This is a genomic window from Sorangium sp. So ce726, from assembly GCF_051521405.1.
Taxonomy (GTDB): Bacteria; Myxococcota_A; Polyangia; order Polyangiales; family Polyangiaceae; genus Sorangium.
The window spans coordinates 4,818,610-4,832,208 of record NZ_CP150349.1; the positions used below are offsets into that span (position 1 = coordinate 4,818,610).

The following is a 13,599-nucleotide window of genomic DNA, read 5'->3' on the forward strand; positions in this document are numbered from 1 at the left end:
GGCGCCGTCGGATAGGCTGGCGGTCGCCGCAGAGACGCACTAGCTGTGCGTCGCCATGATTCGACGCGCACTGATTTCGGTATCCGACAAGACGGGATTGCTCCCGCTGGCCAGGCGGCTCGCGGAGAAGGGCGTGGAGATCCTCTCGACTGGGGGGACGCAGCGGGCGCTCGCGGACGCCGGCGTGCCGGTCATCGGGGTGGAGGCCTATACCGGCTCGCCCGAGGTGATGGATGGCCGGGTGAAGACGCTCCATCCCCGGGTGCATGGCGGCATCCTGATGCGCGGCGCGATCGACGACGAGGACCTCGCGCGGCTCGGCGGGGCGCCGATCGATCTCGTGGTGTGCAATCTCTATCCCTTCGAGGCGACCGTCCGGAAACCGGGGGTCACGCACCCCGAGATCATCGAGAACATCGATATCGGTGGGCCGTCGATGGTGCGGAGCGCGGCCAAGAACCACGCGCGCGTCGCGGTGGTGGTCGATCCGGTCGACTACGATGCTGTGCTCGCCGAGATCGACAGGCAAGGTGAGGTGTCGAGCGCCACCCGCCGCCGGCTCGCCACCAAGGCATTCGCGCACACGGCGGCCTATGACGGGATGGTGTCCGGTTACCTGTCCTCGCTGCCCGAGGAGGGGGAGCCGAACGCCGCGGAGCGCGAGGCCTATCCGCGCTTCCTCACGCTCGCTCTCGAGCGGGCCTATCCGCTCCGGTACGGCGAGAACCCGCACCAGTCCGGCGCCTTCTACCGGGAGCGGGGCGCGGCCGCGGGGTCGCTCGCGCTGGCGGAGTCGCTGGGAGCGGGCGGCAAGGAGCTCTCGTTCAACAACCTCGTCGACGTGGACGCCGCGTTCGAGGCGGTGCGCGAGTTCACTCAGCCTGCCGCGGTCGTCGTGAAGCACACGAACCCGTGCGGCGTCGCGACCGGCGACAGCCTCGCGGCCGCCTACCGGACGGCACGCGACGCGGACGCCGTGAGCGCCTTCGGTGGGATCGTCGCGCTGAACCGCGAGGTCGACCGCGCGGCCGCCGAGGTGCTCGTCGAGACGTTCCTGGAGTGCGTGGTCGCGCCCGCCTATACGCCCGAGGCGCTGGAGGTGCTCCGGACCAAGAAGAACCTCCGGTTGCTCGCGACCGGCGCGCTTCTGCCCGCGGATCACCGGGAGCTGACGTTCAAGCGCGTCGGTGGGGGCCTGGTGGTCCAGGAGCGGGATGCCTCGGCGGCCGGCCAGGTGCACGGCGGCCGGATCGTGACGAAGCGCGCGCCCACGGAGCAGGAGATCGAGGCGCTCGATCTCGGTTGGCGCGTCTGCAAGCATGTGAAATCCAACGCGATCGTGCTTGCGATTCCAGGGAGGACGGTCGGAATTGGCGCCGGACAGATGTCGCGGGTCGAGAGCGTGCGCATTGCCTGCAGCAAGGCGGGCGAGCGGGCTCGCGGGAGCGTCCTCGCGTCGGACGCGTTCTTCCCGTTCCCGGACAACGTGGTGCTCGCCGCGGAGCACGGGATCACGGCGATCGCGCAGCCTGGAGGCAGCGTGAAGGACGCGGAGGTCATCGCCGCGGCCGACGCGGCGGGGATCGCGATGGTGTTCACCGGGGCCCGGCATTTCCGGCACTGAGCCGGCCTGGCGCCGGGGTCCCGCCGTGGAATCGGCCTGGCGCCTCCATCTCGGGACGCGCGCTCTCCTCTCCCTTGCGCAGGAAGGGTGGGTCACGCTCGCAGAAAAGTTGACCTTTGCGCCTTGACTGTGATGATGGTCAACGCTGCGCCTGGGCAAAGCGCTGTGCGCGGCGCGAAGGAGCGAGCTGTGGGCGGAATCAGCGAGACGTGCAGCGTGTGCGGGACCGGATTCGAGGTCCAGTTCCGGTACCAGATGGAGGAGAAGGACGGCGGCTTCTCCTTCTTCTGCTCGCAGAAGTGCCTGGAAAAGAGCCACCTCGGCGGGCAGGACGGCGCCGCGCTCGCCACGTGCGACGCGTGCGCGAAGCGGTTTCCGCCGGATCTCGTGTCCCAGGTGCTCTACGTCGCCGGGCGCCGGCACTACGCGTGCTCGCTGGGGTGCCGGACGCAGCTGGTCCGTGAGGCGAAGGGGGTGCGGCTCGGCGACATCGCGGCGGCGGCTGCGGCGCCGGCCGAGGGAGCAACGCCGACCGGTGACGAGGCGCCGCTGGCAGGAGGCGGGTCGCGCGCCGCGGAGGCAGGTGAGCCAGCGCCGCCGGCGGCTCGGGCGAGCGCCCAGGGCGAGGCGGCGGGGCCCGCTGCGCCGGCCGTTGCGCCGGTCGCGTCTGCCGCTCGCCCGGTGGAGCTCAAGGGGCAGGGCGCGGTCGCGGTGCCCCTGTCGCCGGCGGGGGGCGCGAAGCGGCCGGCGCAGCCGCCGCAGCGCCCGGCCGGGGTGCCCCGCTGTCTGGCCGTGTTCAACCACAAGGGCGGTACGGGCAAGACGACGACGGCCGTGAGCGTGGCGGCCGGGCTCGCGGCGCGCGACAAGCGGGTGCTCCTCGTCGACACCGACGCGCAGGGGAACGTCTCTGTCTCGCTCGGCGCGGGCGCGGAGCGGTCGCTCTATCACGTGCTCGTGATGGGGCTCCGGGTCGCGGACGCGATCAAGACGGTGCGACCGAACCTCGATCTGCTGCCGTCCAACGAGACGCTCGCCGCGGCGGAGCTCTACCTGGCAGGCCGCCAGAACCGCGACCGCGTGCTCTCGGATCGCCTCTCCGCTGCCGCGGCCGAGTACGACTACGTCGTGCTCGACTGCTCGCCGAGCCTGTCGCTGATGAACCAGAACGCGCTGGTGTTCGCCGACAGCGTGCTCGTCCCGGTCGCGTGCGACTATCTATCGCTCGTCGGCGTCCGGCAGGTGATCAAGACGGTGAAGAACGTGAACGCGCTGCTGCATCACCCGGTGCAGATCTGGGGCGTGTTGCCGACCTTCTACGACGGCCGCGCGAAGATCGCGCGCGAGGCGGTGAGCACGATGAAGCAGCACTTCGGGGAGCGCTGCCTCGCGCCGATCCGGCAGGCGATCAAGGTCAAGGAGGCGCCCGCGCAAGGGCAGACGATCTTCGAGTATGCGTCGGGAACCCCTGCCGCGGACGACTACCTCGCGGTGGTCGATCGCATCATCGAGAGCCGCGAGCGCGGTACGGTGGGCTCCGAGGCAGGGGCGCCGCGCGATGGGACAGCGTGGAGCGTCGACCGGGTGGACGCGGCCACAGAGCGACCGGGCGCTGCGGCGGCGAGGGTGTGAAGGGACCCGCGGACGCGGAGTCCCGCTGGATGAAGGGACCCGCGGACGCGGAGTCCCGCTGGATGAAGGGACCCGCGGACGCGGAGTCCCGCTGAATGAAGGGCCCGCAGTCGCGGAGCCTCGACCGGGCAGGGGAGCTGGAGGAAGCAATGAAAAGCGAAGGCGATCTCGGGGGCGCCGCGCGGGCGCTGCTCGATCGCGACGAAGTGGAAGGTGTTTTGTCCGGGGCGTTTTATACGTCCACGGAAGCGCCTCGCGTGCGCGCGAAGGCCCGGACGAGCGGCGCCGCATCCGAGCCGGGTGCTGCGCCGGCGCCCGAGAGACCGCAGCACTACAAGGTCATCTGTATCTCGATGTACACCGAGGATCTCGAGCGGCTGGACGAGATGGTCAGCTCGCTCAAGGCGCGCGGGATGACGAAGGCCAACAGGAGCGCGCTGATCCGGCACGCGCTCTCCCAGGTCGACCTCGACAAGATCCCGAAGGGAATTTAAGCCCTTCTTCCAGGGAGACTTCGACAGGACGCAGGGCGCGGCGTCCGCATTTCCATCCTCGTACGGCGGGCGCCTCGTCCCTCGGCCGCCGCGCCGCGGGCATGCGGCGTGCTTCGCGTGCTAGAGTCGAGGCCTACCAGAGAGGGAACATGGACCAGAACTACGTAGGATACGGGACCCGCTCGTCGGCGCTCCGTGCCGGCGCCGAATCGCGCGAGCGCTTCCTCGTGCGAACGTACAACCACCTGTTCGGTGCGATCGTCCTCTTCGCTGCGATCGAGGTCGCGCTGTTCAAGACCGGCGTCGCCTCGGTCATCGCCAGGGCGATGATGGGCACGAGCTGGCTGCTGGTTCTCGGGGCGTTCATGCTCGTGAGCTGGCTGGCCAGCCGCGCGGCGCACACGTCGGTATCGAAGCCGGCGCAGTACGCCGCGCTCGGTGGCTACGTGCTCGCCCAGGCGATCGTCTTCGTGCCGCTGCTCTACATCGCGGACATGGTCGCTCCTGGCGCGATCCAGAGCGCTGGGCTCGCCACGATGGCCGGCTTCGCCGGGCTCACCGCGATCGCGTTCGTGACCCGCAAGGATTTCTCATTCCTTGGGGCTCTCCTGCGCTGGGGCGCCATCTGCGCGCTCGTCCTCGTGGCGGCAGGGGCGCTGTTCGGCTTCCAGCTCGGCACCTTCTTCAGCGTCGGTATGGTCGCGTTCGCTGGCGCCGCGATCCTGTACGACACGTCGAACGTCCTGCACCACTTCCCGGAGGACCGGTACGTCGGCGCCGCGCTCGAGCTCTTCGCGTCGGTCGCCCTGCTGTTCTGGCATGTGCTCCGCCTCTTCATAAGCTCCCGCAACTGAGCGGGACGCACCCGCGGCGGATACGGGCCCACCTCGACGTTTTCGGTGCTCGGCGTACTTGGAGTACGCCTGCGCGCCGAAAACGCCGATCTGGGCCCGTCTCCTGTGCGGGTGCGCCCCGCTCGGGTGGCGCCCGTCGCAGAGAAGACTGGGCGGCGTCCGTCGCTGAGAAGAGAGGAGAGGGGGGCTGAGCTGGGCGCGGCTCGGGGGGCGGGGAGACGGGGGTATCAGGGAGCGAAGAGGGCTTGGAGCGCTCTTGTCAGTGAGAAGAGCGTGAGAGCTGTCAGCGCGAGGATGCTTGCAAGCGCCAGGAACAGGCCGGCGTAGAAACGAAGATTGGAGGGCGGCGCGCCGCCCTGCGTCCGCGCTGCGAGATGGGCGCGCAGCAGGTCGAGGTTGCGCGCGTTCGACTTGTAGGTCGCGTCGAACAGATCGCCTACGACAGGGACCGTGCCGAGCAGCGTCTCGAGACCGACGTTGAGCACCATGCGCAGCACCGTCGAGGCGGGGAGACGGTAACGCGTCGCCGCGAGCACGATGTAAATCGAGAGCGCAAAACCGATGAGATCGCCGACACCCGGGATCAACCCGATCACCGCGTCGTAGCCGACCCGATAACCGAGTCCTGGGATGCGGATGGAGTTGTCCAGAAAGTGCCCGAGCGCGTTCAATCGCCTTAGCCGCTCGTCCTCGAGATCAACGGCCTCCAGCGGGGCGAGGGGCGGCACAGGTAGGGCGGACCCATCTCTGCGAAGCGGGTGAGTCATCCCTCGTAGTCTACTTCTCGGCCCGTTCAACGGCGACTCCGGAGAGACCGCGGGGCGGCGTCGCACGGACACGCGGCGCGCGGCGGCCGAGGATCGGGCAAGGAGCACGCCGCCTCCGGGGGGCGGCCGTGCAGGCGGGCGCTGCCGGTATTGCGGCTGCGGCGCTGCGATCCATGCTGGCGCCTGCCATGCCGAGCCCGCGCGCCCTGGTTCGCCGCTCCGGAGCGCGCCGAGCGCTGCTCGGCCTCGCCAGCGCGCTGCTCGGGACGCTCGGCGGAGCCGAGGCGCGCGCGCAGGGAAGGTACGAATCCGCGCTCCTCGGCGGGCGATCGGCGCTCCTGGGGGGCACGGGGGTCGTGCTGGGCGTCGACGGCGCCGCGCCCTTCCTGAACCCGGCCACGATCGTCCGCATCGAGGACCGGAACATCGCGTTCTCATCGGCGTTCTTCCGCTACGCGCACCGCACACTGCAACGGTGGCACCAGCCAGGTCCGGTCGACCCCGCCCTGTACGGCGATCTCCGGCTCGATCGCACGACGGTGAGCGATCATGGGCTGGACAGCCTCCCTGACGCGACATGCTATTTCTTCAACTGGACGCGCGGCGAACGAGGCGCGGATTCGACGCGGGTGCCGGTCGGCCGCCAGGTCTTCGCCGCGTGCCTCGGCAAGACCGAGGAGAACGAGTTCGGGTTCGACGCGCTGCGATTCTCGGGGGAGTCCGCCTCGCGGCGCGTGAGCCAGGCGCAGACGCTCCGCTACGCGTGGGGTCGCTTCAGCGCCGGTCCTTCGTGGAGCTACAGCGCCACCTCGCGCCTCGCCGTGGGCGCCTCGCTCTCGCTCGTGCGCACCCGCTACACGAGCTCGCTCGGCGTCGCCAGCCTCGTCGAGGACACCGGCGCGGGCTCGGCGAGCAGCGCGACCTACCAGGCCGCGCTCTCGGGCGATTCATGGGACCTGCTCGCGCACCTCGGCGTCACATACCGGCTGAGCCGGGTGTTCTCGGCCGGGATCAGCCTGCGGACGCCCAGCGTTCATGCCGTCGACTCCCTGGACGCGAGCTACGTCGACACGCGCGCCGACGGGACGGCGGCGGCGCGCTACTGGGCCGGTGAAGGGGAGTTCGTGGCCCCCTCTCCGGTCCGCGTCGCGGTCGGCGCGAGCGCGGAGTGGAGCAGGCTGCGGCTGGAGCTCGACGGCTTCTTCTACCTGGGCCAGCGCGAGTTCGCGCGGATCGCCGCCGATCGCGAGGAGATCGCGATCGCGGGCGGCGCGGTGACGAGCCGGACGCGGGGCCGCCTCGGTATCGTCGAGGCGGCGGCGCCCATCGTCAACGTCGCGCTCGGCGCCGAGGTGTTCCTCACGCGCGACCTCAGCCTCGTGGGCGGCGTCGCCTCCGATTTCAACGCGTTGTCGAGCCTGCGAGGCCCCATGTCCGCCGAGTCGAGGCTCTTCCTCGAGCGGATGAGCGGCGCCCACGCGTCGCTCGGGTTGGTCTCCTATACCCGGTACGGGGATCTCGTGTTCGGAGCGCGCCTCGATTACGCCACGGGGCAGATGGCGGCGGTCAACGCGTTCGCGTCGCCGGTGCGGCTGGATCCCATCGACTGCCGCGAGATCGGCGCGACCCTGGTGCTCGCCGGGAGGATCAGCCTGCGCACCGTGGAGGACGTGGCGCGCGAGATCGGCGACGCCGTGGAGGGCTCGGCCGCCGCGCCCCCCGAGCGGACCACGCCGAGGGAGCCGATGCGGGCGCCTGCTCGAGAAGACTGAGCGGCGACGCGCGCCGTGGATCGATCCGGCGCCGCGCTCGTCCGGCGCGATGCTGAGCGCCCGCAGCCGCGCCGGAGGCCGCTCGCACGCCGCGGCGCCGCGGCGCTCACGCCACCCCGGCGTCCCGCGGGCGCACCCCGGCGCGCTCCGCGAGGGCCTCGGCCTCCGCGAGCGCCTCCGTGTCCGCGAGGGCATCGACCCCGGCGAGCGCCTCCGCGTCGTCCTGCTCCCTCAGGCGCTCGAACGCCGCGAGCGCCGCCGGCGCGATCGCCGAGAGCCAGCGCCGGCTCGCGGCGTCGAGCCGCAGCTCCTCGCGGAGCCGCTCCACCTCGCCTGCGCCCGCGGTGCCCGGGCTCGCCGCCGCGCGGCACACGTCGGCGAGCAGCTCGTCGCGCGCGTTGAGCGGCAGGTCCGCGTCCCGCTCGGTGAGGCGCGCCGCCCCGGCGATGTCGCCCTCTCGCGTCCGCAACGCGAGCGCCACACGCAGCTTGGCCCTCTCCAGGAACGGGTACGACGCATACCGCTCCGCGAGAAGCGCCATCTCGGCGCGCGCGTCAGCGCTCCGGCCCATCGCCGCGAACAGGAACGCGCGCTCGGCCAGGAGCGCAGGGAGCAGGATGTCCGCCGCCATCGCGCGCGCCGTCTGGGTGCCCAGCCGCGCGAGCCCCGCCTCGCACGCCGCGAGCGCCGCGAGCAGCTCCCCTTGCCGGTCCGACAGCTCGGCGAGCGCGAGGTGCGCCTGCGCCGCGGCCGCGGGCACGTTGCTTCGCGTGAGGGCCTCGAGCTCAGCCTTCCCGCGCTGCGCCTCGCCCTTCGCGATCGCGACCTGGGCGGCCACGTAGCGCTGCGAGAGCTTGCGCGCGCGCGTCATGTTCACGAGCACGGCCCCGACGAGCATCACGATGAAGAAGATCGGCATCGCCAGGACGATCGTGAGCGGTCCGAAGATCGGCTCCGCCGGCAAACGCTCGACCTCGGGCGCCACCGGCGGCGCCTGACCGGAGTTCAAGAGCTGCCACACCCCCAGGAACGCCACCACCAGGGCCAACCACAGGAGCAAAATGCGGCGTGCCGCCTTCGTCACCGGCTGGCGGTTGCTCCCGGCGCGCCCCTCCGCGTCGGCGCGCGCGGAGGCGTCGGCGCGGTCCACTTCCGCGCGCGACAGCTCCTCCACACCGCCCGCGGCCAGCGCGGGGGCGCGCATGAACGGCGCGGCGTCGGGCGAGATGCGCGCTGCCCAGTCCGCCGCCGAGAGCTCGCCTCCGGCCTCGGGCTCCCGCTTCGCGCCGGTGCGGTAGACCGAGCTCGGCTTCGCCTTCAGCATGCGCTGGTACGCGCGGACGAGGGCGCGCTCGCGCGGGCGCGTGTGCTCGACGAGCAGGCTCCGCTCGCGGAGCAGGTGCGCCCTCAGCGCCTCCCTGTCGCCCGAGCGCTCCAGCAGGACCGCGGCCGCGAGCTCCGCGCGGGCGAGCACCTCGGGCGACGCCAAGGCGCTCGTCCTCACGAACTCGATGTCCGCCGCGGCGCCGTCGCGATCGCTCGTCGAGGCGCGGAGCAGGGCCCTCAGCGAGCGCGCTGCGACGATCGTCGCGTGCTCCAGGTGAAAGGAGAGCGGGTCGGTTCGGCGGGTCACCGCGGCGTCGGCGCGGACGAGCGCGCCCGCGAGATCGCCGCGCTGCATGGCGGCGAGCGCGCGCTGGACGTCGATGACGCGCAGGACGTAGCGGGAGCGACACGTCTCTTCCGCGTAGTCGAGCAGCTCGGCGGCGTCCTCGCGCTGGCCGGATGCTGCGAGGTTGTACGCCTTGTTGACGACCTGCACGGCGACGCCCATCGAGCGGGTGCGGAGCCCGATCGCGATCATGAGCGCGCCGGCCATCCCGAACGGCACCCCGGCCGCGACGCTGCCGAGCCCCGTCATGCTCACTCCCGCGCCGATCAGCGCCATCGCCCCGCCGAAGGCGATCTGCCGGTTCGCCAGGCGGCGCGCCGCGTGCGGTGTGATCCCGAACCTTGCAAGCAGCTCTCTCGCCATCCCGCGAGCGTAAGAGACCGCCGGCCGCGCGGGCCAGGGGATCTCGCGGGTGCAGCGTGGCCCGACCGGAGCCCGCGCCCCGTCGCGCCGTGAGCCGCGTCCGCCGCGCGGGCGGCGGCGCGCCGCGGGTTAGGGCAGGGGCGCTGGCAGGTCGATCGGCTCGATGCGCACCCGCTCCTCGTAGAGCGCGCCGCCCTCGCCGATGTCGGTGGTGCGCGCGGTGATCAGCGCGTTGGCGCAGCGGCCATCCCGGAGGTGGCCTCCCTTCGGGAGGAGCGCGACGTCGCGGCGCTGGGCAGGATCGTGGCGGATCAGCGCTGTCATGGCGCCGACGCGCGACGTGATCCGGCAGGCGCCGCCGTCGGGCACGCCGCCGGCCGCGTCCGGGTGGACCGTGACGACGGCCGGACCGTGCTGCGGTCGCGCCCACTGCGACGACTGGGACTTCTCGGTGGAGAGCGCCATGAGCAGCAGCGGGAACTCGCTCGCGCCGGGATCCACGCGCTCCTCCGGCGCCTCGGTGATGAGGTTGACCCGGCCGCTCGGCGTCGGGAACTTGCGGTCCTCGAACAGCACCTTCGGCGCCAGCGGGTTGCGCACCGGCCCGCGCTCCAGCGTCTCGAGGGTGATGCCGAGCGGGGCGAGCTTGGGCTCTGTGACCCGCCGCTTCCAGTCGCGGGCGCTGCCGTCGAGCGCACCGCCGAGGCCCACGCGCCGCGCGAGCGCCTGCATGATCTCGAGATCGCCCTTCACTCCAGCCGGGGGCGGGACCACAGGCGTGGCGACGCCGAGGTAATGGTGGCCGTAGGCGCCGATCACGTCGTCCGCCTCGAGGAGCGTCGTCGTGGGCAGCACGAGGTGGGCGACCCGCGCCGTGTCCGTGAGGAACGAGTCGACCACGACGACGAACTCGCGCGTCCGGAGCGCCTCCGCGACCGTGTCGGACTCGGGCAGCATCGCGACCGGGTTGCCGGCGGTCACCCAGACGGCGCGGATCGGCGGGTCGCTCATCCCGAGCACCTCGCGTCCGAGCAGGGGCTCGCAGACGGTGCGGGGCGCCGGGCGCTCGCCCTCGAACGGCGAGAGGTCGAACGCGCGGCGCCGCTTGAAATAGAACGAGACGCCGCCGCCCGGGATGCCGAGGTTTCCGCTCACGGCTCCCAGCGCGTCGAGGGCGCGCACGATCGCCCCGCCCGAGGTGCGCCGGCCCATGCCCCAGCCCACGAGGATCGCCGTGGGCCTCTCGGCGAGGCGGCGCGCGAGGTCCACGGCCGCGCGCTCGGGCACGTCGGCCTCGCGGCACCACGCGGCGACCGAGCTCCGCCGCGCGAGCGCGCGGAAGGCGTCGAGGTGATCGCAGTAGTCCGCTGCGCGCGGGTCGGCCCACCCCTCGTCGAAGAGCACGCGGGCGACGGCCATCGCGAGCGCGAAGTCGCCACCGGGGCGCGGCTGGTAGAACGCCCCGCAGAGCGACGCCGTCCTGTGGTGCACCGGATCGATGAGCACGAGCTCCGCGCCGCGCGCCTTCGCCTCGCGCAGCACCGGGAGCGTGTGAGGGCTCGAGGTGAAGACGTTCTTGCCCCAGAGGAGGATGTGCCGGGCGCTCCGGAGATCGGCGAGGTCATGGCTGTCCTCCTCGCCGAAATCGGTGAGCTGCGCGGCGTCGCCCGCGCCGGAGCAGATGTCGCCGCGCTTGACCGTGACCGGCCCGAACCGCGCGAAGAAGGCGTCGGCGATGCCCGTGAGCATCCCGAGCGAGCCGCCGCTCCGGTAATGGAAGATCGCGGCCGGCCCGGACTCGCGCCGGATCGTGAGGAGCCGCTCGGCCGCGGTGTCGAGCGCTTCCTCCCAGGAGACGGGCGTGAGCTCGCCGCCCTTGCGGAGCAGCGGCGTCGTCAGCCGCTCGGGCGAGTACTGGGTCTCCAGGAAGCGCGACGTGCGGTAGCAGAGGAAGCCCCGCGTGATCGGGTGGTCCGGGTCGCCGCCGAGCCGCACGACGCGGCCGTCCTCCACGGTGGCCACGATGCTGCAGGCGTCGGGGCAGTCGCGGTTACAGGTGGTCTTGCGGAGCTCCTGCATGGCGGCAGCGTAGATCGAGCCTGCGGGGCGGTATACCCGCCCCGCCCCCCGGAAATCCGTCCGGACCTGGCCGGGCCTCCACGCCGCCCCGCGGCGGCTCCGCGCGCCGGATCAATCGGCCGCGAGCCGCTCGGGCGCGTACTCCCGCGAGTCGTCGCCCGAGACCTCCTGAGCGATCGCCCGCAGCTGCTCGTAGCGCTCGCGCAGGAGCGACCACAGCCGATCGCGGATGTCCCTCGAGTCGAGCCGCTCCGGAGGGCGGGTGTTGCTGAGCAGCCACTTCGCGGTGCTGTTCAGCTGAGTGAGCTCGTCCCTGGTGACAGGGATCCGGCTCTGCACGTGGCTCCACCGGTCCAGGATGAGGTTGGTGATGGTGGCCGTCGCGCTCGCGGGATCGCCGGCGACGAGCGCGCGCCGGACGATGCCGAAGGTCTCGGGGACGATGCTGCGCGGGAAGTACACCTCGGCCGTGGCGATCGTCGGGCGCAGCGCGCCGTAGAGCAGATCGAGCTTCTCGACGACCTCGGGCGGCGGCGCGCTCTCGGGCTGCATGCGCGTCACCGCGTAGTCGAGCGCCATCGCGAGCTCCGGCAAGCTGCGGATCGCGTCGAAGCGGGACTTCGGCAGCCGCCGCCGGTGGCGCGCCGGATCGCGCGTGACGGACTGCACGGCGCGCCGGACGATCGCGAGCACCCCGCTCGCGTCGCCGCGGAAGGCCTGCACGTTGGCCGCGGGCAGGTCGCTCGCCGGCATCGCGTACCGCTCGTAGCGCTCCCGATCCAGGCTCTCGTCGCCCCGGGCCCGCGGTTCGGCCTGCAGCGGCGCCACGCCGGCCGATGAGGCCGGCGCGGTCCGCTCCGGGCCTGCCTGCCGCGGTTCTCCGGCGCCGGCAGCCTCTCCTGGTGGAGAGGGCGCCGCCGCGTCCTGCCTCGTCTCTCCCGGACCAGGCACCGGCCCGGATGTCGTGCTCTGGGCGGTGCTCTCGGCCTCGAGCGGTGTGGACCGGAGCGCTGGATCCCGCAGCGCCTCGAGGTCGTCTCGCGCACGCGTCATCTCGGCCATCGTACGTAAGTCGGTACTTCGGCACAAGATCCGCAGGCGCTCGAGCGCGCTCGCGCGGGGCTCCGGCTCGCAGCTTCCATGGCGCGCCAGCAGGCGCAGCCTCGCCCACCGGTGTCATCGCGTCCCGCAAGCGTCACCCCGCACACACACGAGCGGACGGTTGGCCCGCGATGGATCCTCGGCCTTCCGCGTGGATCACGCGTCGAGCGCGTCCCAGAAGGTGCGCAGATCGTCCGAGAGCGGCGCCTCGATGCGCACGCGTTCGCCTGTCATCGGGTGCGTGAGCTCCAGGAGCGCGGCGTGGAGGGCGTGACGGTCGAGCTCGAGCGCGCGGCGGTCGTCGTCGGTGAGCACGCCGTCGGCGCCGCGCGCGAACATGCCCTCGTCCGGGCCGTAGAGCTTGTCGCCGACGAGCGAAAGGCCGCTCGACGCGAGGTGGACCCGGATCTGGTGCTGCCGGCCGGTCTCGAGCGTGCAGCGGACGAGCGCGTAGCGCCGGCCGGTGAGGGGATCGGCGCGGCGGCCCAGCACCTCGCACGCGGTGGCCGACGCGAGGCCGCGGCCCGGCGACGCGACCCGCATCTTGACCTTGTAGCGGCTCGCGTCGTCGAGCTCGAGCGGCAGCTCGACCCGGAACGTATCGTGCTCGGGCCAACCCCAGGCAATCGCGGTGTAGCGCTTGACGACGCCGGTGCGCTCCTCGAACTGCGCCTTCACGGTCCGGTCGGCCTCGGGCGTGCGGCAGAGCAGCAGCACGCCGCTCGTCTCCCGGTCGAGCCGGTGCGCCAGGAACAACCGCTCGCCGGGGCGCGCGGCCTCCATCATCTTGATCACGGTGCTCTTGTGGTACCGCGCCGTGGGGTGCACCGGCAGGCCCGCCGGCTTGTCGATGGCGAGCAGCGCGTCGTCCTCGTGGAGGACCGGGATCGGGGTGTCGGGCGCCTGCTCGTCCCACGGCTCGCGCCAGAGGAGGATGCACTGCTCCGGCCGGACGCGATCGCTGCCGCGCAGGCGCCGCGCCTCGGGCGAGTAGGCGCCGCGCGCGACGATCTCGGCGGCGCGCGTGCGGCTCGTCCGCTTGAGCTGGGTCTGGACGAACCGGTCGAGCCGCATGCCGGCCGACTCCGGCGGCACGCGCAGCACGGTGACGACCGACCCCTCCGGCACCTCCGCGGGGCGCACCACCGGCGTGCCGCGGCCGAAGGGGCCGCTCGTGCCGGCGAGCTCTCGCGCGCTGATCCGGGTCATGGGTCGAGCTGGCCTTCGCCTTTAGCAAAAGC

Annotated in this window: 10 protein-coding genes; 5 read left to right on the top strand and 5 right to left on the bottom strand. The window is 72.5% G+C overall.

Features of this window, described 5'->3' with window-relative positions; all coding sequences use genetic code 11:
• Window positions 1–55 precede the first annotated feature (55 nt).
• The 4 genes from purH to WME79_RS18005 all read left to right on the top strand — a co-directional run bounded on the left by purH (window position 56) and on the right by WME79_RS18005 (window position 4,604).
• Window positions 56–1,624 carry a bifunctional phosphoribosylaminoimidazolecarboxamide formyltransferase/IMP cyclohydrolase gene (gene purH, locus WME79_RS17990; RefSeq protein ID WP_437537221.1) on the top strand — a complete coding sequence of 523 codons (1,569 nt, stop codon included), beginning with the start codon at window positions 56–58 and terminating at the stop codon, window positions 1,622–1,624.
• A 189-nt stretch (window positions 1,625–1,813) separates the two neighbouring features.
• Window positions 1,814–3,256 carry a ParA family protein gene (locus tag WME79_RS17995; RefSeq protein WP_437537224.1) on the top strand — a complete coding sequence of 481 codons (1,443 nt, stop codon included), beginning with the start codon at window positions 1,814–1,816 and terminating at the stop codon, window positions 3,254–3,256.
• Between the two features lie 149 nt (window positions 3,257–3,405).
• Complete coding sequence (locus tag WME79_RS18000; RefSeq protein ID WP_157906707.1) at window positions 3,406–3,750, top strand: hypothetical protein; 345 nt, start codon at window positions 3,406–3,408, stop codon at window positions 3,748–3,750.
• Between the two features lie 149 nt (window positions 3,751–3,899).
• Window positions 3,900–4,604 (top strand): Bax inhibitor-1/YccA family protein, encoded by a 705-nt coding sequence (locus WME79_RS18005; RefSeq protein ID WP_437537228.1) that lies wholly within the window; start codon window positions 3,900–3,902, stop codon window positions 4,602–4,604.
• Window positions 4,605–4,831: 227 nt separating this feature from the next.
• On the opposite strand, the gene WME79_RS18010 is transcribed toward WME79_RS18005, so the two are convergent.
• Window positions 4,832–5,332, bottom strand: coding sequence for a DUF4112 domain-containing protein (locus tag WME79_RS18010; protein WP_437537231.1), 501 nt, complete (start codon window positions 5,330–5,332; stop codon window positions 4,832–4,834).
• Between the two features lie 227 nt (window positions 5,333–5,559).
• Between WME79_RS18010 and WME79_RS18015 the strand changes: the two genes are divergently transcribed.
• Window positions 5,560–7,143 carry a hypothetical protein gene (locus WME79_RS18015; RefSeq protein ID WP_437537234.1) on the top strand — a complete coding sequence of 528 codons (1,584 nt, stop codon included), beginning with the start codon at window positions 5,560–5,562 and terminating at the stop codon, window positions 7,141–7,143.
• A 106-nt stretch (window positions 7,144–7,249) separates the two neighbouring features.
• Here the strand turns inward: WME79_RS18015 and WME79_RS18020 are convergent, their stop codons facing one another.
• The 4 genes from WME79_RS18020 to WME79_RS18035 form a co-directional block, all read right to left on the bottom strand.
• Entirely contained in the window at window positions 7,250–9,178 is a 1,929-nt protein-coding gene (locus WME79_RS18020; RefSeq protein WP_437537237.1) for a hypothetical protein, read from the bottom strand.
• 129 nt (window positions 9,179–9,307) lie between these two features.
• Window positions 9,308–11,257 carry a molybdopterin-dependent oxidoreductase gene (locus WME79_RS18025; RefSeq protein WP_437537239.1) on the bottom strand — a complete coding sequence of 650 codons (1,950 nt, stop codon included), beginning with the start codon at window positions 11,255–11,257 and terminating at the stop codon, window positions 9,308–9,310.
• A gap of 111 nt (window positions 11,258–11,368) precedes the next feature.
• Window positions 11,369–12,310, bottom strand: a complete 942-nt coding sequence (locus WME79_RS18030) for a hypothetical protein (protein ID WP_437537242.1) — start codon at window positions 12,308–12,310, stop codon at window positions 11,369–11,371.
• Window positions 12,311–12,514: 204 nt separating this feature from the next.
• Window positions 12,515–13,567, bottom strand: coding sequence for an RluA family pseudouridine synthase (locus tag WME79_RS18035; protein WP_437537245.1), 1,053 nt, complete (start codon window positions 13,565–13,567; stop codon window positions 12,515–12,517).
• Window positions 13,568–13,599 lie beyond the last annotated feature (32 nt).